Origin of the sequence: Listeria sp. ILCC796 (assembly GCF_900186175.1) — a bacterium.
GTDB classification, from domain to species: Bacteria; Bacillota; Bacilli; order Lactobacillales; family Listeriaceae; genus Listeria; species Listeria goaensis.
Genome location: NZ_FYBV01000010.1, coordinates 94,894 through 120,402, shown reverse-complemented (window position 1 = coordinate 120,402; position 25,509 = coordinate 94,894). Strand labels below are relative to the sequence as shown.

40 protein-coding genes are annotated in these 25,509 nt (G+C 39.7%); 3 read left to right on the top strand and 37 right to left on the bottom strand.

The annotated features are described in order from the left end of the window. Positions 1-385 precede the first annotated feature (385 nt). A complete protein-coding gene (locus CFS04_RS10995; RefSeq protein WP_088810733.1) occupies positions 386-1,426 on the bottom strand; it encodes a P-loop NTPase in 1,041 nt (346 codons plus the stop codon). Positions 1,427-1,565: 139 nt separating this feature from the next. On the opposite strand from CFS04_RS10995, the gene CFS04_RS10990 reads away from it, so the two are divergent. Then, positions 1,566-2,018 carry a VOC family protein gene (locus CFS04_RS10990; RefSeq protein ID WP_088810732.1) on the top strand — a complete coding sequence of 151 codons (453 nt, stop codon included), beginning with the start codon at positions 1,566-1,568 and terminating at the stop codon, positions 2,016-2,018. 35 nt (positions 2,019-2,053) lie between these two features. Here the strand turns inward: CFS04_RS10990 and CFS04_RS10985 are convergent, their stop codons facing one another. The 3 genes from CFS04_RS10985 to CFS04_RS10975 all read right to left on the bottom strand — a co-directional run bounded on the left by CFS04_RS10985 (position 2,054) and on the right by CFS04_RS10975 (position 4,880). Beyond that, positions 2,054-2,968, bottom strand: coding sequence for a cation diffusion facilitator family transporter (locus CFS04_RS10985; protein ID WP_088810731.1), 915 nt, complete (start codon positions 2,966-2,968; stop codon positions 2,054-2,056). 104 nt (positions 2,969-3,072) lie between these two features. Then, on the bottom strand, positions 3,073-4,017 hold the full coding sequence (locus CFS04_RS10980; protein ID WP_159457897.1) for a hypothetical protein: 945 nt from the start codon (positions 4,015-4,017) through the stop codon (positions 3,073-3,075). 23 nt (positions 4,018-4,040) lie between these two features. Then, positions 4,041-4,880: a DUF262 domain-containing protein gene (locus CFS04_RS10975; RefSeq protein ID WP_159457898.1), complete on the bottom strand. Its 840-nt coding sequence runs from the start codon at positions 4,878-4,880 to the stop codon at positions 4,041-4,043. 260 nt (positions 4,881-5,140) lie between these two features. Between CFS04_RS10975 and CFS04_RS10970 the strand changes: the two genes are divergently transcribed. Together CFS04_RS10970 and CFS04_RS10965 are read left to right on the top strand one after the other, a co-directional pair. Continuing rightward, complete coding sequence (locus CFS04_RS10970; RefSeq protein WP_088810728.1) at positions 5,141-5,329, top strand: type II toxin-antitoxin system HicA family toxin; 189 nt, start codon at positions 5,141-5,143, stop codon at positions 5,327-5,329. A gap of 70 nt (positions 5,330-5,399) precedes the next feature. Continuing rightward, a complete protein-coding gene (locus tag CFS04_RS10965; protein WP_088810727.1) occupies positions 5,400-5,786 on the top strand; it encodes a type II toxin-antitoxin system HicB family antitoxin in 387 nt (128 codons plus the stop codon). Between the two features lie 89 nt (positions 5,787-5,875). Here the strand turns inward: CFS04_RS10965 and rpsI are convergent, their stop codons facing one another. The 33 genes from rpsI to rpsC all read right to left on the bottom strand — a co-directional run bounded on the left by rpsI (position 5,876) and on the right by rpsC (position 25,509). Continuing rightward, on the bottom strand, positions 5,876-6,268 hold the full coding sequence (gene rpsI / locus CFS04_RS10960; RefSeq protein ID WP_007474648.1) for a 30S ribosomal protein S9: 393 nt from the start codon (positions 6,266-6,268) through the stop codon (positions 5,876-5,878). A 22-nt stretch (positions 6,269-6,290) separates the two neighbouring features. Continuing rightward, positions 6,291-6,728, bottom strand: coding sequence for a 50S ribosomal protein L13 (gene rplM / locus CFS04_RS10955; RefSeq protein ID WP_088810726.1), 438 nt, complete (start codon positions 6,726-6,728; stop codon positions 6,291-6,293). Positions 6,729-6,913: 185 nt separating this feature from the next. Further along, positions 6,914-8,326, bottom strand: coding sequence for a sialate O-acetylesterase (locus CFS04_RS10950; RefSeq protein WP_088810725.1), 1,413 nt, complete (start codon positions 8,324-8,326; stop codon positions 6,914-6,916). After that, entirely contained in the window at positions 8,327-8,644 is a 318-nt protein-coding gene (locus tag CFS04_RS10945) for a PTS lactose/cellobiose transporter subunit IIA (protein ID WP_088810724.1), read from the bottom strand. It abuts the gene before it with no gap. Next, complete coding sequence (locus tag CFS04_RS10940; protein WP_088810723.1) at positions 8,645-10,003, bottom strand: PTS sugar transporter subunit IIC; 1,359 nt, start codon at positions 10,001-10,003, stop codon at positions 8,645-8,647. Beyond that, a complete protein-coding gene (locus CFS04_RS10935; RefSeq protein WP_088810722.1) occupies positions 10,000-10,308 on the bottom strand; it encodes a PTS sugar transporter subunit IIB in 309 nt (102 codons plus the stop codon). Before CFS04_RS10935 ends, CFS04_RS10940 begins: the two co-directional genes overlap by 4 nt. A gap of 139 nt (positions 10,309-10,447) precedes the next feature. After that, complete coding sequence (locus CFS04_RS10930; RefSeq protein ID WP_159457899.1) at positions 10,448-11,143, bottom strand: GntR family transcriptional regulator; 696 nt, start codon at positions 11,141-11,143, stop codon at positions 10,448-10,450. A gap of 66 nt (positions 11,144-11,209) precedes the next feature. Beyond that, the gene (truA, locus tag CFS04_RS10925; RefSeq protein ID WP_088810720.1) at positions 11,210-11,956 is read right to left on the bottom strand and encodes a tRNA pseudouridine(38-40) synthase TruA; all 747 of its coding nucleotides are present in this window, start codon (positions 11,954-11,956) and stop codon (positions 11,210-11,212) included. Between the two features lie 11 nt (positions 11,957-11,967). Continuing rightward, complete coding sequence (locus CFS04_RS10920; RefSeq protein ID WP_088810719.1) at positions 11,968-12,765, bottom strand: energy-coupling factor transporter transmembrane protein EcfT; 798 nt, start codon at positions 12,763-12,765, stop codon at positions 11,968-11,970. Beyond that, a complete protein-coding gene (locus CFS04_RS10915; RefSeq protein WP_088810718.1) occupies positions 12,762-13,634 on the bottom strand; it encodes an energy-coupling factor ABC transporter ATP-binding protein in 873 nt (290 codons plus the stop codon). The genes CFS04_RS10920 and CFS04_RS10915 overlap by 4 nt, the downstream gene beginning before the upstream one ends. Continuing rightward, positions 13,610-14,449 (bottom strand): energy-coupling factor ABC transporter ATP-binding protein, encoded by an 840-nt coding sequence (locus CFS04_RS10910; RefSeq protein WP_088810717.1) that lies wholly within the window; start codon positions 14,447-14,449, stop codon positions 13,610-13,612. The genes CFS04_RS10915 and CFS04_RS10910 overlap by 25 nt, the downstream gene beginning before the upstream one ends. Before the next feature lie 266 nt (positions 14,450-14,715). Continuing rightward, positions 14,716-15,123, bottom strand: coding sequence for a 50S ribosomal protein L17 (rplQ, locus tag CFS04_RS10905; protein WP_088810716.1), 408 nt, complete (start codon positions 15,121-15,123; stop codon positions 14,716-14,718). Between the two features lie 23 nt (positions 15,124-15,146). Then, on the bottom strand, positions 15,147-16,091 hold the full coding sequence (locus CFS04_RS10900) for a DNA-directed RNA polymerase subunit alpha (RefSeq protein ID WP_007474660.1): 945 nt from the start codon (positions 16,089-16,091) through the stop codon (positions 15,147-15,149). A 102-nt stretch (positions 16,092-16,193) separates the two neighbouring features. Next, complete coding sequence (gene rpsK, locus CFS04_RS10895; RefSeq protein ID WP_007474662.1) at positions 16,194-16,583, bottom strand: 30S ribosomal protein S11; 390 nt, start codon at positions 16,581-16,583, stop codon at positions 16,194-16,196. Between the two features lie 27 nt (positions 16,584-16,610). Further along, the gene (rpsM, locus tag CFS04_RS10890) at positions 16,611-16,976 is read right to left on the bottom strand and encodes a 30S ribosomal protein S13 (RefSeq protein WP_007474664.1); all 366 of its coding nucleotides are present in this window, start codon (positions 16,974-16,976) and stop codon (positions 16,611-16,613) included. Between the two features lie 21 nt (positions 16,977-16,997). After that, positions 16,998-17,111, bottom strand: coding sequence for a 50S ribosomal protein L36 (rpmJ, locus tag CFS04_RS10885; RefSeq protein ID WP_003720928.1), 114 nt, complete (start codon positions 17,109-17,111; stop codon positions 16,998-17,000). A gap of 103 nt (positions 17,112-17,214) precedes the next feature. After that, positions 17,215-17,433, bottom strand: a complete 219-nt coding sequence (gene infA / locus CFS04_RS10880; RefSeq protein WP_003720929.1) for a translation initiation factor IF-1 — start codon at positions 17,431-17,433, stop codon at positions 17,215-17,217. A gap of 346 nt (positions 17,434-17,779) precedes the next feature. After that, the gene (locus CFS04_RS10875) at positions 17,780-18,427 is read right to left on the bottom strand and encodes an adenylate kinase (protein ID WP_088810715.1); all 648 of its coding nucleotides are present in this window, start codon (positions 18,425-18,427) and stop codon (positions 17,780-17,782) included. Between the two features lie 63 nt (positions 18,428-18,490). Beyond that, positions 18,491-19,786, bottom strand: a complete 1,296-nt coding sequence (secY, locus tag CFS04_RS10870) for a preprotein translocase subunit SecY (RefSeq protein WP_088810714.1) — start codon at positions 19,784-19,786, stop codon at positions 18,491-18,493. Continuing rightward, positions 19,786-20,226, bottom strand: a complete 441-nt coding sequence (rplO, locus tag CFS04_RS10865) for a 50S ribosomal protein L15 (protein WP_088810713.1) — start codon at positions 20,224-20,226, stop codon at positions 19,786-19,788. The genes secY and rplO overlap by 1 nt, the downstream gene beginning before the upstream one ends. A 48-nt stretch (positions 20,227-20,274) precedes the next feature. Beyond that, positions 20,275-20,454, bottom strand: a complete 180-nt coding sequence (gene rpmD, locus CFS04_RS10860) for a 50S ribosomal protein L30 (protein ID WP_088810712.1) — start codon at positions 20,452-20,454, stop codon at positions 20,275-20,277. Between the two features lie 16 nt (positions 20,455-20,470). Beyond that, positions 20,471-20,974: a 30S ribosomal protein S5 gene (gene rpsE / locus CFS04_RS10855; protein ID WP_007474795.1), complete on the bottom strand. Its 504-nt coding sequence runs from the start codon at positions 20,972-20,974 to the stop codon at positions 20,471-20,473. A gap of 21 nt (positions 20,975-20,995) precedes the next feature. Further along, positions 20,996-21,355: a 50S ribosomal protein L18 gene (gene rplR / locus CFS04_RS10850; RefSeq protein WP_088810711.1), complete on the bottom strand. Its 360-nt coding sequence runs from the start codon at positions 21,353-21,355 to the stop codon at positions 20,996-20,998. 34 nt (positions 21,356-21,389) lie between these two features. Continuing rightward, positions 21,390-21,926 (bottom strand): 50S ribosomal protein L6, encoded by a 537-nt coding sequence (rplF, locus tag CFS04_RS10845; protein ID WP_088810710.1) that lies wholly within the window; start codon positions 21,924-21,926, stop codon positions 21,390-21,392. Positions 21,927-21,955: 29 nt separating this feature from the next. Continuing rightward, positions 21,956-22,354, bottom strand: a complete 399-nt coding sequence (gene rpsH, locus CFS04_RS10840) for a 30S ribosomal protein S8 (RefSeq protein ID WP_007474801.1) — start codon at positions 22,352-22,354, stop codon at positions 21,956-21,958. Positions 22,355-22,385: 31 nt separating this feature from the next. Next, positions 22,386-22,571, bottom strand: coding sequence for a type Z 30S ribosomal protein S14 (locus CFS04_RS10835; protein WP_007474803.1), 186 nt, complete (start codon positions 22,569-22,571; stop codon positions 22,386-22,388). Positions 22,572-22,600: 29 nt separating this feature from the next. Beyond that, on the bottom strand, positions 22,601-23,140 hold the full coding sequence (gene rplE, locus CFS04_RS10830; protein ID WP_007542993.1) for a 50S ribosomal protein L5: 540 nt from the start codon (positions 23,138-23,140) through the stop codon (positions 22,601-22,603). A gap of 26 nt (positions 23,141-23,166) precedes the next feature. Continuing rightward, a complete protein-coding gene (rplX, locus tag CFS04_RS10825; protein ID WP_007474807.1) occupies positions 23,167-23,478 on the bottom strand; it encodes a 50S ribosomal protein L24 in 312 nt (103 codons plus the stop codon). A gap of 35 nt (positions 23,479-23,513) precedes the next feature. Continuing rightward, positions 23,514-23,882 carry a 50S ribosomal protein L14 gene (gene rplN, locus CFS04_RS10820; RefSeq protein WP_003723686.1) on the bottom strand — a complete coding sequence of 123 codons (369 nt, stop codon included), beginning with the start codon at positions 23,880-23,882 and terminating at the stop codon, positions 23,514-23,516. Positions 23,883-23,942: 60 nt separating this feature from the next. After that, positions 23,943-24,206 carry a 30S ribosomal protein S17 gene (gene rpsQ, locus CFS04_RS10815; RefSeq protein WP_088810709.1) on the bottom strand — a complete coding sequence of 88 codons (264 nt, stop codon included), beginning with the start codon at positions 24,204-24,206 and terminating at the stop codon, positions 23,943-23,945. 28 nt (positions 24,207-24,234) lie between these two features. Then, on the bottom strand, positions 24,235-24,426 hold the full coding sequence (gene rpmC, locus CFS04_RS10810; RefSeq protein ID WP_007474820.1) for a 50S ribosomal protein L29: 192 nt from the start codon (positions 24,424-24,426) through the stop codon (positions 24,235-24,237). Beyond that, positions 24,416-24,850 carry a 50S ribosomal protein L16 gene (gene rplP, locus CFS04_RS10805; protein ID WP_007474821.1) on the bottom strand — a complete coding sequence of 145 codons (435 nt, stop codon included), beginning with the start codon at positions 24,848-24,850 and terminating at the stop codon, positions 24,416-24,418. The genes rpmC and rplP overlap by 11 nt, the downstream gene beginning before the upstream one ends. 2 nt (positions 24,851-24,852) lie before the next feature. Further along, a complete protein-coding gene (gene rpsC, locus CFS04_RS10800) occupies positions 24,853-25,509 on the bottom strand; it encodes a 30S ribosomal protein S3 (RefSeq protein ID WP_007474823.1) in 657 nt (218 codons plus the stop codon).

Here is a 25,509-nt window from a genome sequence, read left to right as displayed (position 1 = left end):
CAGCGTTCGTCCTGAGCCAGGATCAAACTCTCTTTAAAATAAATCGAATTTGAATACTTATTCAACACCGTGAATAAGTTTCCTTAGCGTCACAAATTGACTTTGCTAGCTTGTTTCTTACTTTTTTTGGAAACATCTTTTTGTTTCCTGTCCTATGAATTGATTGGTGAAACATCTGTTTCATCGCTTTTTCATCTTCGTTTTGTTCAGTTTTCAAAGGTCATTCTTTCTTTTGTCCTGTGCGCGCTTAACGCATCAGCAACGTTTATAAATATACCAACTTTTTATGCATTCGTCAATAGTTTTTCAAAACTTTTTATGTTTTATTTCAAAAAAAGTTTCGTCACTGTATATATCGATGCATAAATAACTAAACTACCCATTATTAATGAGGGATTTCATTGGTTGTGTGGAGTACTTTTTTTGCTAGAGAATCGTATTCATTGTATAAATTGTCGCTTGTATCATATATGCCATCAATATAGCCGGATGCGTTTTTTTGAGGCTGGGCCATCTCTAATTGCGCAAGTAACGGTGCTTTTAGGTCACGCGCTACTTTTTCTCCACCACCTTGTCCAAACAACTGGATAGATTTGTCATCGATTTTTAGGGCGGTCATGTTTTCAATAACACCTAAAATGTGGTGGCCGTTTTTCTCGGCCATGTAGCCTGCACGAGACGCAACTTGGGCAGCCGCGAAATGCGGCGTCGTGATAATAAGTTCATAGCAAGATGGGAGAAGTGTGTGAATGTCAAGCGCTACGTCGCCGGTTCCTGGTGGCAAGTCGATAAGCAAAAAGTCGAGTTCTCCCCACTTTACTTCTTCGAGAAACATTTTTACCATTTTTCCAAGCATTGGACCTCGCCAAATAACCGGCTCGCCCTTTTCTACAAAAAAGTCCATTGAAATCATATTTACACCGTGTGTTTGGACAGGAATGATGAAATTGCCTTCTTTGCGCGGCGCTGACATTTCACCAAATAAGACGGGAAGGCTAAAACCGTAGATATCCGCATCTAGCACACCAACTTTTTTACCTTGTCTAGCAAGCGCGGCGGCTAAATTAGCGGCGACTGTAGATTTGCCGACGCCACCTTTCCCGCTGGCTATCGCAATAAATTTCGTTTTACTTCCTTCGGCTAAAATATTGTCGCGCGCTTCCAAGATTCTCTCAATCGTTGCAGCCGGTAGATAGTCCAACTCTAAATCGATATCGCCAAAGCCAAATTGCCCTAAAAGCTCTTTTATATTTTGGGTAAAAGCAGCGGTTTCAATTTCTGGATCCGCAAGCGCTAGTCGGATTCGGATTCCGTCCGGCTTTATAATCTCGGTTTCGATGATGCCATTCGTTTCTTCGATTGTTGCCTCCAAAACTGGGTCTACCAATCGTTCTAACAATTTACCAACTTGCTGTTCATTTAACATGCTTTCCCCTCCATAAAATGTATACGATTACATTATTATATCATAGGCAAACTTTTACTTGAAATTTTTTAACTAAAAAGTAGATTTTCCTTTGAATAAATGATGCGCAGCGAGTAAACTATAGGAAAGGAGTGATAAAATGGCACAAATTTATCCATATTTGTCGTTTGAAAATGCAAAAGAAGCTTTAGAGTACTACGAAGAATTTTTCGGGGCAACAAACATTAGACGCGTGAAAGTTGAGCCAAATCAAGCTGAGGAATTCAATGTTCCGCTTGATAAAATTGATGATGCTACAATGCATGCAGAGTTTCGTATTTTAGGCGCCGAACTTTACTGTTCTGATTCGTTTGGCAATGATATTGAGCCTACACGTCAAATCTCCATTATGCTCGATGTGAACTGGGAAGACGAGCAAGCTTTAAAGGAATCTAATGAGTTTTTCGACAAGCTTGCAAAATCTGGACAAGTTGAAATTTCCATGCCTTACGAAGAACAATTTTGGGGCGGTAAAATGGGGCAATTCACCGATAAATACGGCATCACTTGGATGCTTCATGCACAACCTTATTCGGAAGTCGGTAAGGCATAAAAAACAGCGGTCAAATTTGGCCGCTGTTTTTTTATTTAATTGCAATGCTCATGTCCGTGATGTCGCTCCATTTGAATCGTGCAATGCGAAATTTGAAATTCCGCCGTAAGCTCAGCCTGAATTTTTTCCAAAAGAAGATCCCTGTCAATCCCTTCAGCCACCTGCAAATGCACGGTAAGCGACGGGAAATCCGAAGTAATCGACCACACATGCAAGTCGTGCACAGAAACAACACCTTCTTGCTTTTGTAAAAAATCATGAATTTGTTCAAAATCCACGTTCGCAGGTTTTCCTTCCATTAAAACATCGACGGAGTCACGGAAAACACGAATGCCACTAACTAAAATCAGGACTGCGACGATGACACTCGCAATTGGATCGGCGATATTCCAGCCGAAGAAAATGATTAACAGCGCCGCAATTATCGCGCCCACAGAGCCAAGCAAGTCTCCAAGGACGTGCAGAAATGCACTACGCATATTTAAATTCTCACTTGTATCTCCGCCTTTCATCAAAATAAAGGCAACTAAAACGTTTATAAGTAAGCCGATGACGGAAATGGTCATCATGCCTGCCCCAACAACTTCTGGTGGAGCAAAAAAGCGATGATACGCTTCGTAAAATATATAAAGCGAAATGACAATCAGGGTCAGTCCGTTCAAAAAAGCGGCTAGTATTTCAAAACGTTTATAGCCATAAGTCTTACGCGCGTTCGCCTGTTTCTCACCGAATTTAAATGCAAGTAAACTAAGCCCTAGCGCTGCAGCATCACTAAGCATGTGCCCAGCGTCTGATAAGAGTGCCAAACTGTTGGTTAAAATTCCACCGACAACCTCAACAATCATGAAAGTCACGATGAGAAGAAAACAGATGAAGAGTGTTTTTTTGTTGGCGTTGTGCGCGTGATTATGGCTATGACCGTGGTCGTGTGAATGATTGTGGTTGGACATTGGATCACTTCCCTTTTCTTTATATGTGTATATTAGCATATATACATTTTGAGAGCAAGGGAAAAGAGAATATTATAAAAAATCCTCTTTTTCATTACAGGTTATCATTCATAAAGCTTATTTATTAAATCATTAAGTATGTTCTTGCCTCTATTTTTAATGACCGAGAGAACATTTGAATAATCATTTGATCCCATTTCAATTTCTTGTTTAATAACTTCAAAGGTCATTTCACTTGGATAACACTGGAAATCAAAATAATCGCGGTCTAATTTTTGCCCCGGTTTTAACTGTTCGTAAAGTGTTAAAGTCTGCTTTGCCCTGTTGTTATTTTCATCCAAATACATAAAATTCCCAATACTTCCTCCTGGTATACTAACACCCTTTATTTTATTAAGAAAATATTTTGGAATAACATGTTCCTTGTCATAACTTTTCTCTGTCATTCTGGAAGAATAAAAAGAGCAAAGGACTGTATAAAGCATTCTGGACACTTTTTCAAAATTAATACTTTGTTTTTGACTTATCTCCTCATGCCACCTGAGAAGTTGGTTTTCTAGTTTCTCCTTTTGGAGTTCTGAACTATATAATGCACTATTAGGATTCAAAACAATATTATCTAACTTGCTATCTCCACTTCCAGACCATTTCCCACTCACAGCATCTAATATAAAATACTTCAGTAAGTTATCCTCTGCTTTTTTATACTTATGTTTATAATGCGGGCGGATCGTTAATGTTGTTTTATTGATCACCCCATATTTAATATTCCATAAATATGCAAAGAAGGATAATATTTGAAAATCAGTTCCTACAACACCACCAAAATACGTATCTTTTAACCCTCCCGGAACTCTAAACGGACTCCTGAAACAAGCATTTATATCGGCATAAACACTCAATATCTTTTCGATAAGCTCTTCAAGAAATTCAGCATCTTGTATTATTTCAAACCTATCAATTAATGTATTGAGCTTTTTATTGGATATACCAAAAACAATCGCTAGAGTTGAAAAACCAATTTGATTAGCAAGATCTTCATTTTCCAAATCCCAAAAAACCTTCATTTCTTCTAAAATTTTTTCCCCAGTGCATAACAAAGCTCTGACATATTAATTTCTCTATTTTCTAACATATCCTCTTCATTGAAATTCTCAATTTCAATTTCTCTACTATTAATTAATTGTTTATATCGATTAATTGTTATATGCAGAATTTCTTCATTTCTTAGAGTATCTTGTAGTTTAAGCCCATGTTTATTCCATTGGGCTGCAAAAACTTGATATTTTGATAATTTTCTACCCCCTCGATTCAAATTCTCAAATACCGTTGCTAATTCCGAAACTTCTCCTGTAAAAACAATAGTCGGAATTTTAACTTTCGAGATTTCCAAATATGATTCCATAACATCTCTAAATCCTTCATGAACATCAGCAAGGTTCCTAACTTCTTCACTCTCAACTCTCAACTTATATTCAGGCGCATTTTCACTTAGTATGTCCAAAAATTTATTTAACTTATATCCATTCTTTGCTATGTATGAAACATATTCTTTTAGCGCATCTTCAAATTGATTTAAAACATGTCCCTGAAACGTTTCACTTAACTCTTCTTTTACCACTATTGAATAGATATCATTAACCACTTCCGAAAAATCAACATACTGTTCTGGACACTTCTGATAATCACGAATAGTGGTATATCTTTGCAGACCATCAATCAATGAGAATTTACTCTCATCTTCATACTTATAGATTAGAATTGCTCCAAATGGATAACCATAATGCAGCGTTTCAATGAAAGACCTTTTTTCACTTTTCGACCAAGTTAACTTTCTTTGGAAAGATGGAACTACAGCTTTTTTCTCCAACTCTTCATAAGTCAACGTTTCAATCTTGTAATTTGATTCCAAACTTCTTCTCCCCTTCCCTATATAATAATTAGATCATATCTTCGAGTACAATTCAAATATAATATAATATCTGTATACTCTTCCACGTATCCATACTCAGTTTCTTGTAATAACATGATTTATTGCGCAATTCTCACGCGATTGCCTCTTTTTGATTGGCACATTCATTTCAATATGCAATACTATATAAATCCCCTTCTTGACTAATGCGTATTTTATGCGTATAATTAATTAAATATCATAGAGATGGGGTCTTCAAGATGCCGATGACAGCTAAGCAGATGGTTAGGCTTCTAGGTAAGAAAGGGTTCGAAATCGCAACCCAAAGAGGCAGTCATTTGAAGATGTACCATCCTGAGTCTAATCGAACGGTTATCATTCCCATTCACAATAAAGACTTAGGAAAAGGCTTAGAACAAAGCATTCTTAAGCAAGCAGGACTAAAATGACTGCTTGCAAGAGTGCTCTAAATTATACTTACAGGAAATTACATGAATATGAACAAGGAGGCGTATAGTAATGACCGTGAACGTCGTTTATCCAATCACTTTAGAGCAAGACGGAAAGTATATTCTTGTTGATTTCCCTGACATTCCAACAGCAACAACACAAGGAGAAACTTTAGAAGAAGCATTTGAAATGGCAGAGGAAATTCTTGGCTTCAGCTTGGAAGATTACGATACATTCCCAAAAGCTAGCACAATTAAAGAAGTGAGCACATCATTCCCTGACAAAGATGTTGCCTTAATCGGACTAGATTTAGCAGCTTATCGCAGAAAATATTATTCAAAAAAAATCAGGAAGAATTTAACAATTCCAGAATGGCTTTCAGATATGGCCGAAGAAGAAAATATTAATTTTTCTCAGACGTTGACAGAGGCGCTTAAGGAGAAACTTGGAGTTTAAAGTTGACTAAATAGATGAGCACACAAAGTAAAATAAGCAGCAAAAAACCCGCTTTCCAAAAATAGGAAGCGGGTTTACAACGCATAAGATTAACGTTTTGAGAACTGAGGTGCGCGACGAGCGCCTTTAAGTCCGTATTTTTTACGTTCTTTCATACGTGGGTCACGAGTAAGTAGTCCAGCAGATTTAAGCGCAGGACGGTACTCAGGAGCCACTTGTAATAGTGCACGTGCAACGCCGTGACGGATTGCACCAGCTTGACCAGTGTATCCACCACCGTGAACGTTTACTAATACATCGTAGTTACCTAAAGTTTCAGTTGCTACTAAAGGTTGTTTGATTACTTCACGTAGTGCAGCGAATGGGATGTAATCTTCCCAATCACGATTATTGATAACAACTTTGCCGTCGCCAGGTACTAAACGTACACGAGCTACAGAGCTTTTACGACGACCAGTTCCGTAATATTGTACTTCTGCCACGATAATTTCCCTCCTTTAATAATTAACCGCGTAATTCGTATACTTCTGGTTGTTGCGCTGCATGTTCATGCTCGCTTCCACCGTATACGTGTAATTTTTTAAATTGTTGACGTCCAAGAGAATTCTTTGGAAGCATACCTTTTACAGATAGCTCGATTAATTTCTCAGGATTGTTCGTACGCATTTCGCCTGCAGTACGAGATTTTAAACCGCCTGGATATTGAGAGTGACGGTAATAAATTTTGTCAGTTGCTTTTTTACCAGTAAGACCAACCTTACCAGCGTTAATTACGATTACAAAATCTCCAGTATCAACATGTGGAGTAAATTGTGGTTTAGTTTTACCACGAAGAATTGATGCTACTTCGCTAGATAAACGACCTAGAGAAACACCTTCAGCGTCGATCACGTACCATTTACGTTCTACTTCGCCTGGTTTCGCCATATAAGTTGTACGCATGAGTTACCCTCCTAATAAATTAAAAATTGCGCCCGGAACCGTTCCTTGTTCCGAAACATCATAAAAATTTCTTACTATTGTTTTATTCAACACAACAACCTTCCGGGGCATATTGTGGGGTAAACAATACCATAGTCCATAATACAATTTTTAAGGGTAAAAGTCAATGGAAATTCCAGAAAAAATTACAATGGCAACGATACTTTAAATGGGGACACGGGAACGCCTGCTTCATTTACCAAATAACCTTCAGGGTGGTTTTCGTACGCGTAAGTTACTTTTTTCGTTTCAGGGGAAACGTCCACAAACAGACAATTTCCTTTTAAGTGGAAAGAGGCAGAAACGCAATTTTCACCCATAAGCGTTAGTTCTTTTGCGTGTTTAATCGTGATTTTGATGTGGTTCTCCGATATTTTCTCTACACGTTCGAACATGGGACTGCTTTCTTTTTTCTCGTATAAAAAGGAGATTCGCTCACCGATGGCTCGTTTTGAAATGGGGTGAATGTTGTACGATTCGCCGCAATCAATTGTGACCACTAAGTGCAAATTCGCGAACTTCCGCGTGACGCTTTCTTGTTTTTCGCGCAGTAGCGCCCAAGAGTCTTTTGGGGCGTCCTGGTATTTTGGCAGTTGGACAATAAAAAACGGCTTATTTCCAAGATGGATACGCCATTCTTGGACCAATTTTTCTAGCAAAAAGTCGTAAAGGTCTGCGTTTTGTGCGTCTTCTTCGCCTTGATACCATAGAACAGCGGAAAAATTCATTTTATGCGCTTCCGAGAACATTTTGGTGTAGAGCATACCGGGCGCACGGTAGCTATCTGGTGTTGCGGGTGGCGGCCAAGGCGTGTGCCCCACAATTTGTTTCACTTCTTGGAGTGTCAATTCGGGATGGTCCGCGATGTATTTTTCTCGTTTCGCCGTATAAATGGTGACGGCTTCTTGGTAGATTTCCAGTAAGCGCTCAAAATCATGCGAGCTTTTGCCGGAAATTTCACGTTCAAATGGCTGAATAAACCGTTCGCTAAATAGCGAATTGCCTCGCAACATGGCTTCCGGGAGCCAGCTTGAAATCGAGGTTCCACCTTTAAAGCAGCCGACAATTCCAATTGGGACAGCGGGATTTTTTAGGCGCAGCTGTTTGGCAAAATAATAAGCTACCGCAGAAATGTTTCCGTTCACGTCTTCCCAGCAAAACGGCTCTGCTTTTTCATCATCGGGGGCTAAAAGGTTGTAAAAGCGCAGATTTCCCAAATTTCGGAAGCACGGCTGCTCTTTTTCGTACTCAGCATCTTGTTTCAACCGATATTCGATGTTAGACTGACCAGAAACTAAGAAAACATCACCAAATAGACAATTTCTCAAAACCACTTTTTTGTCTAAAGCTGAGATGGAAATGTCGGGCGATATGCCCGTTTTGAACGCTTTCGTCACAATTTCAAAAGAGGAGGTTTGGTCTGCCTCACTCGACCAAACTTCCTCTCCAATTTGAACTGTCACAACTACGCCTGGCTTAGCTTTCCCGAAAAACCGCAGTGGCTCGTCACGCTGTAAAATCATTCGGTTTTTAAAAACTTTAGCAAGTTGGAAACTCATTCAATTTACCTCCAATTTTTTGTAAAGCACGCAAAATCGTTCTGCCATATCAATTGTCGTTGTCGCTGCCATAAAATGATCTTGCGAATGGATAAGCAAAATGCTTTTTTCAACTTCCGTATCATTCATTTCGCTTGTAAGCCAATTCGTTTGAATCGCATGCGCGCCGTGCAATTCCTTTTTCGCTTGTTGCAGCATAGCTTCTGCTTCTACTGCGTCGCCTTCTTCTGCTTTTAAAATTGCTTTCATGGCTTGCGTTTTAGCATTGCCAGCGATGAAAATTAGTTGCATAGCTTCTTCTAGTCTTTTTTCATCCATTTAAACATCCCCTAAACGCTTTTGATTCATTTGATTGGCGATTTTAATAAACGGCAGATAAATAAATGTCGCAACAACCAAATTGACAAGCTGTACAATGGCACCGTTTATCGTCCCGGTGAAAAGAAGCCCTGAAATGAGCGGCGGCACCGTCCACGGAACATTATTTGTGATAACATCGATAAAACCAATTTCCGTAAAGAATACGGCAAGATAAAAACAAATGGGTTGCACGATAACAAACGGCACAAACATGATTGGGTTTAGAACAATTGGCAAACCAAATGTGATTGGCTCACTAATATTAAAGACAGCGGGCATTAACGCAATTTTAGCCACCTTTTTATCCGAGTTTACTTTAGAGAAGATAAGTAATGCAATAACCGGAGCAAGCGCAAACGTTCCGGCTGCAATCGTTGAAAAGTTCATGAACATGGTTGAATATAAATGTTTGGCGGTTCCCATCATGTTTTCTGTATCAGCCACGTTCCAAGTTACACCAAATACCGGGCCCCAAATCGATGTCGGGTGAATCCCAAACCATTGCAAGAGCGGCCAAGTGATTTGGACGACAAGCGCAAAGATAGCTGTGCCTGAGATGGCCATGGCTGGTTTTTGCAAGATTTGCAGCAATAATTCTGGAAGTGAAACACCTGCCAAGCCCACGCTAAGCCCTGTTCCTGCAACAAAAACGGCTAGTGTAATGATTCCCGGGATAAGCGATTCAAAGCTTCTCGCAACTGCTGGTGGTACAGAATCTGGCATTTTAATAACTATATTTCTTTCGAGTACTATGTTATAAATCCAAACGGCTAAGCCACTAATTAATAGTGCTGAAAAAACACCTTGTGTTCCTAAAAAATTGGAATTCAGCATTCCCGTGATTTCTACATGTTTATTTCCTACTACATAATCATAGTTCCACGGTAAGCAGATGAAAAATGCGGCCATCGCATATAAAACCGATGTCATGTGTTCTTTATTTTTCGGGAAAAATTTCTTAGAGAAAGTATAGGAGAACACGACTACAATGAGCAAGGAGAATACAGATAATGCCCCTTGAGAAAATAAATTGATAAGCGATTGTATGTAGACTAGCGTTTCAGCAAAGTTTGAACTTGCCCATGCATCCCATGAACCGCTAATTAACTTCCCTAAATGTAAACCTTGCTGTCCAAAAATCAGCCCGTTTGGATCAAGAAATACGGAACTAATCATTATCGCAAAACCAGCGATCATGGTTACTGCAGCTACTAAAATGAATGTATCACGTAGTGTTAAAAGCAACTTATTCGCTGCGATTTTTCCAACAATTCGAGTGAACGCTGTTTGAAATTTCGAAAATTTCCCGCTAGTCATTCAGGATTCACTCCTTCGTTTTCAAGCCGTTTAATAATAGAAACTCCGTCCATCGCCCCAAACTCTGCCATTGTTAAATCGACAACTTTTTTATCTGGATGTGCAGCTTTGACTTGTTCAAACGCCCAAGCAATTTGTGGCGCAATGATGATGACATCTACTTCATGACCAATTTCATCAATCATCGCAAAATCATACGCCTCTACAGTCACATTTTTAACACCTTGCGCATCATAAGCTTTCTGCATTTTCGACCCTACTAAACTTGTGGACATGCCACCACTACAAAACAGTGCTATTTTCATTGTTAAAGACCCCTTGTATGTTAGTTTAGAAAACGTTTTCTTAATTATTAGTATAACGTTTTTTCTATATAAGTCAATACTTATTTATATAAGTTATAACATATCAGGGAACAAAAAAAGAAAACCTATCTGGCTTTCTTTAAATAATATTCACGGTTTGGAATTTGTATTCTCCCGTTTTAATTTTAGAAACAGAGTATTCACAAGGCTTTCCGTTGTCTAAATACACAATTTGTTCCATCTCAAGCAGCGGAAAATTCCAGTCAACCTCAAGCAACTTCTCATCATTTTCCGAAGGATGACAGGCATTTAGCTGACGATGCACGCTTTTTGGAACAAGACCAATTTCATCTTTAACAAAATTATAAATGGATGTTGTCAGTACGTCCAAACGTATTCCTTGAATGAGCTGAATCGGCATGTAACTTTGTTCAATCGCAAAAGGAGAATTATTCTTTTTATGCAACCTTCGTATATCATAAACAAAATCAAACGAGGAGATTTTAAGCTTTTCTGCAATATCATCGGGTGATTTTATTACCGTGAAATCAATTACCTCTGTTGTAATGTCTTTCCCTGAAAAATTTTCTAAAGTCGTCGCTTGGAGCTGCGCGCTCATTTCAGCGCCTTTCACATAGCTTCCTGACCCTCTACGTTTATAGATAAGGCCTTCATTTACGAGCATGTCCATTGCTTTTCTAATCGTAATTCTACTCGCATTGTATGCTTTACATAAATCCTTCTCAAAAGGAAGTTGTTCGTTTACTTCATAGGCACCTTCTTGGATTTTTCGCCTTATATCACTTGCAATCAATTCGTACTTTGTATCATTCATGCCATACATCCTTTATAATTTGTCATATCTTTTATAAGTATATCATGTTTTATTTGAATATAACAATCAATCATAAAAAACAGCATGCAAATATAAGCCTTCTGGAGGCGCTGTTTTACTTCTTAAAGCTTCACGACTTTTGGCATTAAAAGCACGCAGAATATCTGCTTCACTAAGCTTCCCCTGCCCAGCATCTAATAGAACGCCTGTTAAAATCCGCACCATATTATATAAAAAGCCGCTTCCCTGATACGAAATCATGAGTGTCGTTTCATCGACTTCGACAATTTCGATATGGTAAATCGTCCGCACTTTGCTTTCTTGTTCCGCCCTCGCCGAACAAAAGCTCGTGAAGTCGTGTTCTCCAATTAGGAGCTTTGCGACTGAGCCCATTTTTTCAAGGTCTAGTGCATACGGGAAATGTAGCGCAAAATCCCTTTTAAACGGATTAAAGATTTTGGAACGATCGATAACGTAGCGATATTCCTTGCCAGTTACGTCGAAGCGCGCGTGAAAATCGTCCGAAACCTTTTCTACGGATAGAAAGCTAATGTCGCGCGGTGTTCCTGTTTGCAAGGCAATCCGGAACTTTTCCGGCTCGATTTGAAGCGGCGAATCAAAATGAATGACCTGTCCTGTTGCGTGAACACCAGTATCCGTTCGGCCTGACGCAACAATCCGCCCAAAATTACCTTTATGCATTTTTTTCAGCGCTTTTTCAATTTCTTCTTGCACTGTGCGTCCATTCGGCTGCACTTGATAGCCAGAAAAGTCACTGCCATCATAGGCAATAACCGCTTTATATCGCGTCACAAAAACGCCTCCTAATTTCTAAGTAATACTAAAATACCCGTCAAAATGATAAGCGAAATGAGTAAACCTGTATCGGCAAAACGCCATTTGAGCAAGCGGAATCTCGTTCGCCCGTGTCCACCGCGGTAGCCGCGCGCTTCCATCGCAATCGCCAAATCTTCAGCACGTTTAAACGCGCTGATAAATAGCGGGATAAGCAGCGGAACAATTGCTCGAATGCGGTCGCTAATTTTGCCACTTGTAAACTCAACGCCACGCGCTTTTTGAGCCTTCATTATCTTCTCCGTTTCGTCCATCAAAGTTGGAATGAAGCGCAGCGAAATGCTAAGCATAAGAGCCAATTCATGAACCGGAAGGCGCACAATTCGGAACGGCGCCAAAATTTTCTCAAGACCATCTGTAAGTTCAATCGGACTTGTGGTAAGCGTGAGAAGCGTTGTCATGAACACAATTAGCACGAAGCGACAAAACATTTTAACCCCGTTCATAAGCCCTAGTGTTGTCACTTTAATTGGTCCAAGCGCAAATAACGTTTCTCCCCCTTGTGTGAAAAAAACTTGAAGTAATAATGTTAAAAGAATCAGCCACATGATTGGTTGCAAGCCTTTTAGAAAGAAGAGAAAAGGAATTTTCGAGGTCAAAACTAATGCTAAAACATATACAAACAAGACCGCGTAGGTCAGCCAATTATTCGCCAAAAAAACAATGACAATAAATGCCATGACAGCCGTAATCTTAGCGCGCGGATCGATTTTATGTAACCACGAATCGCTCGGAATGTACCGCCCTAAAATCATTTTATCCATCATAACGGCGACGCATCCTTAGCTAAAAACGGCACAATCTCCTGCAACAATTCCTCCATATTTAAACATGTTTTGGATAGCGTTACATTAAATTTGCGCTCAAAATTCCGCTGAAACCGAATCACTTCTGGTACTAAAAGCCCTAAATTGAGAAGCTTTTCCGACTCCGTAAAAATCGTACGGGGATCCCCGACTTGATTCACCGTGCCGTCTTTCATAAGCACAATCTTTTCAGCGTAACGCGCCGCATCTTCCATGCTATGTGTAACCAAGATGGTCGTCAATTTTTTATTTTGATGCAGTTCATAAAACATTTCCATAATTTCCTGCCGCCCATGCGGATCAAGACCAGCAGTCGGCTCATCTAGCACGAGGACTTCCGGTTCCATCGCCAGCACACCAGCAATGGCGACACGCCGTTTTTGACCGCCCGAAAGTTCAAATGGAGATCGTTCCAAAATCGCGTCTGTTAAACCTACATCTTGAATGACTTCGCGCGCACGTTTTTCCGCCTCTTCTTTTGTCGCCCCAAAATTAAGCGGCCCAAACATAATGTCTTTTAACACCGTTTCTTCAAACAATTGGGCTTCTGGAAACTGAAACACGATGCCCACACGGCGCCGGATATCGCGTAATTTTTTTTGCTTCACACCGGCAATCATTTCACGATCAAACAGCGTTATTTTCCCCTCAGTAGGTAAAAGCAAGGCATTCAAATGTTGTACGAGCGTCGATTTCCCCGACCCAGTGTGGCCAATGACGGCCGTATAACTGCCAGTTTCAAATGTCACATTCACATCAGTGAGCGCACGTTTCTCAAAAGGGCTATTTTTTTGATAACAGTATCCTACTTGCTCGAGTTTGATTCCCATAATAAATTTAACAGCTCTCCTTCCGATAAAACTGGCTCGCCAATTGCTACCCCTTGCTGTTCTAGCTGCCCTTCCAATTCAACAATAAATGGTACACCTAAACCAATTTGTTTCATTTCTTCCGCATTTTTAAAAATTTCTTTTGGAGTGCCTTCTCTGAAACGTTCTCCTTCATTCATCACGATGACCCGGTCAGCATAAAGCACCTCATCCAAGTCATGCGTAATCGAAATAACCGTAATATCTTCCTTTTCCCTAAGCCTGCGAATAGTCTCCATCACTTCAGCTCTCCCACGCGGGTCTAACATGGACGTCGCTTCATCCAAAATAATGACATCCGGTTTGAGCGCCAACACACCAGCAATGGCTACCCGTTGCTTCTGACCACCAGACAAACGAGCCGGTTCGTGCTCCTTGTATTCTTGCATGCCAACTTCACGTAGCGCCTCGCTCACACGCTCCACCATATCGTCATGAGGCACGCCGTGGTTCTCTAATCCGAACGCGACGTCATCCTGCACAGTCGCGCCCACAAATTGATTATCAGGATTTTGGAAAACCATACCGACTTGTCTACGGATATCCCAAATCGTCTTTTCTGACAAAACATAGTGCCCGATTTTAATTAACCCTTTTTCTGGGAAAAGCAAGCCGTTCAAAAGTCTAGCAAGAGTCGATTTCCCTGAACCATTATGACCTACTAGCGCCATCCATTCACCTTTTTCGACAGAAAAGGTCACATCATGCACTGCATAGCTCGACTCATCATCATATTTATAAAAAACGTGATCTATCTTCACAAAATCTTCCGCCATTATTCGCACCTCTTTCATACAGGCTACACCTTATTTATTATAGTATAAAGCGCCATAACACGCAAAGCTTGTTTTAAAATCATGCTTTTCTTGGAAACAATTTAGTTTTTGAACACAAAAAAACTCAAAGTAAATGACTTTGAGTCTGGACAGAAATAAAAAAAGCCTGCGCCCTCCCCGTTTTAAACAGAAGAAGGCGCACAGAGCTAGACAAGTCAGGTTTCCCTGCTTATCATGACACTCTACTTGCTTTCATACATTTTCTATTAAACTAACTCGATAATTACCATTGGAGCACCGTCACCACGACGAGGTCCTTTTTTGTAAATACGAGTGTAACCACCTTGACGATCAGCATAACGAGGTGCTACATCATCAAATAGTTTTTGAAGCGCGTATACCGCTTGGTTTTTCTTCACAGTTTCGCCTTTTTTGTTTGTTACGTCAACTTGTTTAACGTCAGCAACTTCATGGCGAACAAAAGCAGCAGCTTGACGACGAGCGTGCAAGTCACCTTTTTTACCGGAAGTAATAAGTTTTTCAACAACTTTACGAATCTCTTTAGCGCGAGCTTCAGTTGTTTCGATACGTTCATGTACGATTAAATCCGTTGCAAGATCACGTAGTAACGCTTTACGTTGTGAGCTCGTACGGCCTAATTTTCTGTAACCCATGGAATTCCCTCCTTACTTTTCTATCAGTTTTCGTTTCTTAGACCTAAGCCAAGGTCAGCAAGCTTAACTTTAACTTCCTCAAGAGATTTACGACCCAAGTTACGAACTTTCATCATATCATCTTCTGATTTGTCAGCTAATTCTTGTACAGTATTGATTCCAGCGCGTTTTAGACAGTTATAAGAACGAACAGAAAGATCTAATTCTTCAATTGTCATTTCAAGCACTTTCTCTTTATGGCTTTCTTCTTTTTCAATCATAATTTCCGCTTTTTGGGCTTCGTCTGTTAAGTTAACAAAGATGCTCAAATGCTCAGAAAGGATTTTTGCACCAAGAGATACAGCTTCTTCTGGGCTAATGCTTCCATCAGTTAAAACATCAAAAGTTAGCTTATCATAATTTGTCGATTGACCTACACGTGTATTTTCAACTTGATAATTCACACGAATTACTGGAGAGAAAATAGAGTCTATTGGAAGAACACCAATAGGCATACTTTCACGTTTGTTTTGGTCAGCTGGCGTATAACCACGACCACGAGTGGCATTCAAGCGCACATGGAATTTCGCATTATCACTTAATGTAGCAATATGCAAATCTGGATTTAAAATTTCAACATCACTATCATAATTAATATCTCCAGCAGTTACAACACCTGGTCCTTGCATATCAATTTCCAATGTTTTTTCTTCATCAGAGTAAACTTTAAGTGCAAGTTTCTTGATATTTAAAATCATTGTTGTCACATCTTCAACTACACCTTCAATAACAGAAAACTCATGCAATGCACCATCAATTTGAATTGAAGTGACTGCAGCACCTGGTAGTGAAGATAATAGAATACGACGTAAGGAGTTACCCAAAGTTGTACCATATCCACGCTCAAGTGGTTCTACAACAAACTTTCCATACTTGGCATCATCGCTGATCTCAATCGTCTCGATTTTTGGCTTTTCAATTTCGATCATTCAAATTTACCCTCCTTCAAAACGTCTTATTTCCTAAATCTAGTCGAACCTCTTTACAAGTTTAACAATCGAAGTATAGAGTGGCATAAGAAATACGACTACTTATACACGACGACGTTTTGGAGGACGACAACCATTGTGGGGAACTGGAGTTACATCTTTAATTGCAGTAACTTCAAGACCTGCTGCTTGAAGAGCACGAATAGCTGCTTCACGACCAGCACCTGGACCTTTAACAGTTACTTCTAAAGTTTTCAAACCATGTTCTTGAGCTGATTTAGCTGCACTTTCAGCTGCCATTTGAGCTGCAAAAGGAGTAGATTTACGAGAACCTTTAAATCCTAAAGCACCAGCGCTAGACCAAGCTAAAGCATTTCCATGCGTGTCAGTAATCATTACAATCGTATTATTAAATGTAGAACGAATATGTGCAATACCGCTTTCGATATTCTTTTTCACACGACGTTTACGAGTATTTGTTTTACGTGCCATTCACTTACTACCTCCTTTACTAACTTATTATTTCTTCTTACCTGCAACAGTCTTAGAAGGACCTTTACGAGTACGAGCATTATTTTTAGTATTTTGTCCACGAACGGGAAGTCCACGACGGTGACGCATACCACGGTAAGAACCGATTTCAATCAGACGTTTAATGTTCAAGTTCACTTCACGACGAAGATCACCTTCTACTTTAATACGGTCAACGATTTCACGGATTTTACCTAATTCTTCTTCTGTTAAATCACGAGTACGAGTATCTTCAGAAACGCCTGCTTCTTTCAAAACTTGAATAGCAGTTTGTTTACCAATACCGTAAATGTAAGTCAGGGAAATAACAATACGTTTTTCACGTGGAACGTCCACACCTGCAATACGTGCCATTTAGTCAAGCACCTCCTTATATTATCCTTGTTTTTGCTTATGTTTAGGGTTTTCACAAATCACCATTACTTTACCTTTACGACGAATAACTTTACATTTTTCGCACATAGGTTTAACGGATGGTCTTACTTTCATATTCCATATACCTCCTTGTTTATTAGAGAAAGTGTCTCTATAAACCGATACGTACTAAGCTGGCGAACCAGACCGGTATATAAATTCAATTTCGGAGTGCAAATTATTTAAAACGATAAGTGATTCTTCCACGAGTTAAATCATACGGGGAAAGCTCAACTGTCACTTTGTCCCCAGGTAAAATACGGATGTAGTGCATACGAATTTTACCAGAAACAGTGGCAAGCACTTTATGACCATTTTCGAGTTCTACATTGAACATCGCATTTGGTAAAGTTTCTTGAACAACGCCTTCCACTTCGATTACATCTTCTTTAGCCATATGTTCGCTACCTCCTTCTCGGTTACTAGACCACTTGGTTACTAAATTTTATCAGTGTAAAACTTGATTACATGAAAAAACGGTAAACAAGCCAAAACTCGTCGCATATTTGCAACGTTTTCGGTGTTTTTAGACAACCCACAGAGTGAATCCGTAATGCCGAGATTTTGAGCAAACATTACTCAAAGTTAAAGCTCGATATAATCTTTCGGATGATCTTCAAATGGTTCTCTCGTTCATCATGATTTGCTATGATGCTTTTATTCCACTGCCAATTATCCATTATACTACAATCCAATTGAATTTGCACGTATTAATTTGTTAGCAGGGCAAGCACTTTCCGCACTTAGAAAGCAGCAAGAATCTTGTCCACATCCGCAAAAACATCATTGATATCTTGTTCACCGTTTACGTTGTGAAGCTTACCTGTTTCTTTATAGAAATTAAGAAGAGGTTCTGTTTGTTTCATATTGACATTCAAACGATTTTCAACAGTTTCTTTTTTGTCATCTTCACGTTGATAAAGTTCTGTTCCATCCACGTCACATTTACCTGCAACTTTGGGTGGATTATAAATTTCATGATACGTGCGACCACAAGTTTTACAAATCCAGCGGCCCGTTAGGCGTTTCATCAAAATTTCTTTATCAACATTAATGTTAATGACAGCATCAAGTTCTGTTCCTAAATCTTTCAATATGTTTTCCAGCTCTTCAGCTTGTGCCACTGTGCGTGGAAAGCCATCTAATAGAAACCCGTTTCTTGCATCATCTTGAGCTAAACGTTCACGAACAATACCATTTGTCACTTCATCGGGAACTAAATCACCTTTATCCATGTAAGACTTAGCTTTTAGTCCTAAATCTGTTTCATTTTTCATCGCTGCGCGGAACATATCCCCTGTAGATATATGAGGGATATTATATTTTTCAACAATTTTCTCAGCTTGAGTACCTTTTCCAGCTCCTGGTAGTCCCATTAATACTAATTTCAACTGTTTCGCTCCTCGGCTACGCGCAGGGGCCCTGCTAGGTAATCCTAAGCAAGTGCCTGCGTGTTATTTGATGAACCCACGATAATTCCGTTTCACAAGTTGACCTTCGAGTTGTTTCGTTGTATCTAGTGCTACACCGATTACGATTAGAAGACTTGTACCACCGATAGCGAGCGTTTGAGGAAGACCAAAAGCGGTCGTACCGATAGTTGGAATTACAGCAACTGCCGCTAGGAAAAGTGCACCAACAAATGTTAGACGGTAAAGTACCGAAGTAAGATATGCTTGTGTTTCTCTACCTGGGCGTTTACTAGGGATATATCCACCTTGCTTCTTCAAATTGTCAGCCACTTTTTCAGGGTTAACTTGAATGAAAGCATAGAAATAAGTGAATGCGATAATTAGTGCTACATATAAAATCATGCCGATAGGTTTCGTATAATCAAACACATTTTTGAGCACAGCAACAACTTCATTACTACTATCAAAGAAAGTAAGAATGGTTTGTGGTGTGATAATAAACGCACTCGCGAAGATTACCGGAATAACCCCAGCAGAGTTAAGTTTAAGTGGCAAATGAGTTGCCTGAGCACCAGCTTGCTTGTTACCTGCAACACGTTTTGAATATTGAATCGGGATTTTACGTAAAGCTTGTTGGAAGTAAATAACTACTACTACGATTAGAAGTGCAGCTAGTGCGATTCCAGCAAGAACTAAAATGTGTAGGAAAAGCTGATCTCCAGCTCCTTCGATTTGTTGTACGTAAACTTGACGAACACCATCAGGAATACGTGCAACGATACCAGCAAAGATAATAATGGAAACCCCATTACCGACACCTTTAACTGTAATTTGTTCCCCTAACCACATAAGGAACATTGTACCTGTCATTAGTACAATCGCAATTAGAATGTACTGTGGAATTGACGCATTAAAAATCAAAGTAGATCCTGAAAGTCTGTTAAAGCCATATGCCATACCAAACGCTTCTACTAAACCTAAAATGATTGTTAAATAACGAGTAAGTTGGTTGAGTTTTTTACGACCCATTTCCCCTTGCTTCGCCCATTCCGTAAGTTTAGGAACAACATCCATTTGTAATAGTTGAACAATGATGGACGCCGTGATGTACGGCATAACACCCATTGCTAAAACGGAGAAGTTTTTTAATGCTCCACCATTAAATGTGTTTAGAAAGCCAAAAATCCCGCCTTCCATCGTTTGTTGCAATGCAGCAGCATTCACCCCAGGCACGGGCACAAATGTTCCAATACGGAAAATAATTAACATCGCAATTGTGAAAAGAATTTTTTTACGGATATCAGCTACTCTAAAGAAGTTGACTAACGTTGAAAACATTAGATCACCTCAGTTTTCCCACCAGCGGCTTCGATTGCTTCCTTAGCAGCTGTGGAAAATTTATTTGCTTTCACTGTAAGTTTTTTCTCAATAGATCCATTTGAAAGGATTTTAATACCAGATTTTGCATTACGCACAATACCAGTTTCAATTAATAATTCAGGTGTTACTTCTGTACCTTCTTCAAAGCGATTTAAAACATCTAAATTCACAACTGCGAATTCTTTACGGTTGATGTTCGTAAATCCACGTTTTGGTATACGGCGGAATAATGGAAGTTGTCCACCTTCAAAACCTAAACGTACACCGCCGCCGGAACGAGCTTTTTGCCCTTTATGTCCGCGACCGGAAGTTTTACCGTTACCAGAGCCTGTACCACGACCAACACGATTACGCTCTTTGCGAGAACCTTCAGCAGGCTTAAGTTCGTGTAGTTTCATGTCAAGCACCTCCTCCTAATTCTAGTTTATTACATTTGAAAATTTCGCTTAAACTTCTTTAACGTCCAGAAGATGACTAACTTTGTTAACCATCCCACGAATTGCAGGATTATCTTCTTTAACGACAACGGAATTTGTTTTACCAAGACCTAACGCTTGAACAGTTTTACGTTGTGGTTCGGGACGACCGATTAAGCTACGTTTTAGAGTGATTTCTAATTTAGCCATAATGATAATTCCCTCCTTATCCTAGCAATTCTTCTACAGTTTTGCCACGAAGTTTTGCAACTTCTTCAGCTTTTTTAAGTTGTTTGATACCGTCGATTGTAGCGCGCACCATGTTGATAGGTGTATTTGATCCAAGTGATTTGGAAGATACATCTGCAACACCAGCAAGCTCAAGTACGGCACGAACAGGACCACCAGCAGTTACACCAGAACCGGCGCTCGCAGGTTTAAGAAGGATTTCTCCCCCACCGAAGTGACCTACAACTGTATGCGGAATTGTTGTGTCAACAGTTGGTACGAATACCATGTTTTTCTTCGCATCTTCAACAGCTTTACGAATAGCGTCTGGAACTTCTTGTGCTTTACCAGTACCGAAGCCCACGTGACCGTTTTTATCACCAACAACAACAAGTGCTGTGAAGCGGAAACGACGACCACCTTTAACTACTTTAGCAACACGGTTGATTGTAACAACGCGTTCTTCTAAATCTAATTTGTTTCCATCAATAATTTCAGCCATGCAAGGTTTCCCTCCTTCTTATTAGAATTGTAATCCGTTTTCACGAGCAGCTTCAGCAAGAGCTTTTACGCGACCATGATATAAGTAACCTCCGCGGTCAAATACAACAGCAGAAATTCCTTTTTCAGAAGCACGTTTTGCGACTAATTCGCCAACTTTGCTAGCAGCGTCAACTTTTGATTCGCTTGATGCGAAATCTTTATCTAAATTCGATGCACTTACAAGTGTCACGCCATTTACATCATCAATTAATTGAGCGTAAATATTTTTATTAGAACGAAAAACGTTTAAACGTGGACGACTTTCAGTTCCAGTAATTTTAGAACGAACACGAGCATGTCTCTTTTTACGAACTTTATTTTTGTCGATTTTGGTAATCACACGACTCACCTCTTCTCTAATAGCCTATGCGGCATTATTTACCAGTTTTACCTTCTTTACGGCGTACATATTCGCCTTCGTAACGAATACCTTTGCCTTTGTATGGCTCAGGCGGACGTACAGCGCGAATATTCGCAGCTAGTTCACCAACGTGTTCTTTATTGAAGCCTTTAACGATAATTTTCGTATTAGCAGGAACATCAATTTCTACACCTTTTGGCGCTTCGAATTCTACTGGATGAGAGTAACCTACGTTAAGAACAAGTTTAGAACCTTGTTTTTGTGCACGGTAACCGACACCGATTAATTCTAAAGTTTTTTCGTAGCCTTCAGATACTCCGACAACCATGTTATTTAAGATTGCACGAGTCGTACCATGAAGAGCACGATGAGTTTTATTATCAGTTGGACGGGAAATGTTAATTTCGCTTCCTTCAATATCAATTTTAATGTCTGGGTTAAACTCTTTAACGAGTTCACCTTTAGGACCTTTAACTGTAGCCTTAGCTCCGTCAAGTGTAACAGTTACACCAGCAGGAATTGTAATAGGCTTTTTACCGATACGGGACATTTATCGCACCTCCTTGTGTTATATATTTCTTACCAAACGTATGCTAGAACTTCTCCACCGACTTGTTTAGCGCGAGCTTCTTTGTCAGTTAAAACACCTTGCGAAGTTGATACGATTGCGATACCAAGACCGTTAAGTACTTTAGGCACCTCATTTGATTTAGCGTATACACGCAGACCTGGTTTACTGATACGTTTCAAACCAGTGATTACACGTTCGCCAGACGGACTATATTTTAAGAAAACACGGATAGTGCCTTGTTTGTCGTCTTCGATATACTCAACATCGCGTACAAAACCTTCACGTTTCAGGATTTCAGCGATTTCTTTCTTGATTTTAGACGCAGGTAATTCTAATTTATCATGCTTTACCATGTTCGCATTACGGATACGAGTTAGAAAATCTGCAATTGGATCTGTCATCACCATGTGTAATTACCCTCCTTCCTTAAACTTTAACTTACCAGCTTGCTTTTTTTACGCCGGGAATTTGACCTTTATAGGCAAGTTCACGGAAACAAATACGGCATAATTTGAATTTGCGAATAACGGAATGTGGACGTCCACAACGTTCGCAACGAGTATACGCTTGAACTGCGAATTTTGGTTCGCGTTTTTGCTTAGCGATCATTGACTTTTTAGCCACGTTTTCGCCTCCCTACTTTTAATTATTGATTATTTTTGAAACGGCATTCCAGCTAGAGTTAATAACTCACGGGATTCTTCATCAGTTTTGGCAGTTGTAACAATAACTACATCCATACCTCGAACTTTAGATACTTGATCATAATCAATTTCAGGGAAAATTAATTGTTCTCTCACACCCAGCGTATAGTTCCCACGGCCGTCGAAAGCTTTTTTCGAAACACCACGGAAGTCACGTACACGTGGAAGTGAAACAGTAATTAATTTGTCTAAGAAATCATACATACGCTCACCACGAAGCGTTACTTTAGCACCGATTGGCATTCCTTCACGAAGACGGAAACCAGCGATAGAGTTTTTTGCTTTTGTGATTACAGGTTTTTGACCAGTGATTAAAGCTAATTCTTCAACAGCACTGTCTAAAACTTTAGCGTTTGCTACTGCGTCACCAACACCAGTGTTGATTACGATTTTTTCAATTTTTGGTACTTCCATAACGGAAGAATAGTTAAACTTGCTCATCATAGCAGGAACAATTTCCTTAAGATAGCGATCTTTAAGGCGATTCATGTAATGTTGCCTCCTTCCTCAAATACTTATTTATCGATTACTTCACCGGATTTTTTAGCTACACGTACTTTTTTATCGCCTTTTACTTCATAGCCTACACGAGTAGGTTCACCAGTTTTAGGGTCGATAAGCATTACGTTTGATACGTGAATTGGTGCCTCAACATTCAAGATTCCACCTTGTGGATTGATGTTGGAAGGTTTCGTATGTTTTTTCACCATGTTAATTCCTTCAACAATTACACGATCTTTTTTCGGAAATGCAGCAAGGATTTTGCCGGATTTGCCTTTATCTTTACCAGTAATAACTTGTACTTTATCACCTTTTTTGACATGCATAAGTCTTAGCACCTCCTTGGTTTGAAACTTGTTTTTTAAAGAACTTCTGGAGCTAAAGAAACGATCTTCATAAAGTTGTTTTCACGAAGTTCGCGAGCAACAGGTCCAAAAATACGTGTTCCACGAGGACTTTTATCATCACGGATAATGACACATGCATTTTCATCAAATTTGATGTAAGAACCATCTTGACGACGTGCTCCACTCTTAGTACGAACGATTACTGCTTTAACAACTTCACCTTTTTTGACAACGCCGCCTGGTGTTGCTTGTTTAACGGTACACACGACAACATCGCCAATGTTAGCAGTTTTGCGTCCTGATCCACCTAGCACTTTAATAGTTAGCACTTCACGCGCGCCAGAGTTATCAGCCACTTTCATACGACTTTCTTGTTGAATCATTAGGACACCCTCCTTCCAGAATAACGGGTAAGAAATAATTTCTTATTTTTATAATAAACGTTAGATAATTACTGCTTCTTCTACTACATCAATTAAACGGAAACGTTTAGTTGCGGATAGAGGACGAGTTTCCATGATACGAACGATATCGCCAGCTTTAGCAGTGTTATTTTCATCATGCGCTTTGAACTTTTTCGAATACTTAACGCGTTTACCATACAAGCCATGCTTTTTGTATGTTTCAACTACTACAGTGATTGTCTTATCCATTTTGTCGGATACTACGCGACCTGTATAAATTTTACGTTGATTACGGTCAGTCATGCATTAAAACCTCCTTACGATTTTCTTTTTAAGCAAGTTCTCTTTCTTTAACAATTGTTTTCATGCGCGCGATAGATTTACGTACTTCTCTAATACGTGCAGTATTTTCCAATTGTCCTGTAGCTAATTGAAAGCGCAGGTTGAAAAGCTCTTCTTTTAGCGCTTTTTCTTGATCTTTAATTTCGGTAGTGGATAGTTCACGGATATCATTAGCTTTCATTTGCTTCACCACCAATTTCTTCACGTTTTACGATCTTAGTTTTGACCGGCAGTTTGTGTGACGCAAGACGTAACGCTTCACGCGCAACTTCTTCAGGTACACCTGCGATTTCGAACATAATTTTGCCGCGTTTAACTGGGCTTACCCAGCCTTCCGGAGCACCTTTACCTTTACCCATCCGAACCCCGATTGGTTTAGAAGTGTAAGATTTATGAGGGAAAATTTTAATCCAAACTTTACCGCCACGTTTCATATAACGAGTCATAGCGATACGAGCAGCTTCGATTTGACGGTTAGTAATCCAAGAAGCTTCAACCGCTTGAAGACCGTATTCACCAAATGCTACTTCAGTTCCACCTTTTGCACGTCCGCGCATGTTACCACGAAACTCACGACGATATTTAACACGTTTTGGAACTAACATTATTATTTTCCTCCTTCCACATTGTTTTTCTTCGTAGGAAGGACTTCACCGCGATAAATCCAAACTTTAACGCCTAGTTTACCGTAAGTTGTGTCAGCTTCTTCCCATGCGTAGTCAATGTCTGCACGCAATGTATGAAGAGGTACTGTTCCTTCGCTATAATGTTCAGCACGAGCGATATCAGCTCCGCCAAGACGACCAGATACTTGAGTCTTAATTCCTTTAGCACCAGCGCGCATAGTACGTTGAATTGCTTGTTTTTGTGCACGACGGAAGGAAACACGACCTTCAAGTTGTCTAGCAATATTTTCTGCAACAAGTTTAGCGTCTAAATCAGCACGTTTAATTTCAACGATATTGATGTGTACGCGTTTGCCTGTTAATTCGTTAAGTGATTTACGAAGTGCTTCAACTTCAGAACCACCTTTACCAATTACCATACCAGGTTTTGCAGTGTGAATTGTAATGTTTACACGATTAGCTGCACGTTCGATTTCAACACGTGAAACAGAAGCATCAGCAAGACGTTTTGCGATAAAATCACGAATGCGTAAGTCTTCATGTAAGAAGTCCGCATATTCTTTTTCAGCGTACCATTTAGAATCCCAGTCACGAATGACACCGATACGCATACCTATTGGATGTACTTTTTGACCCAA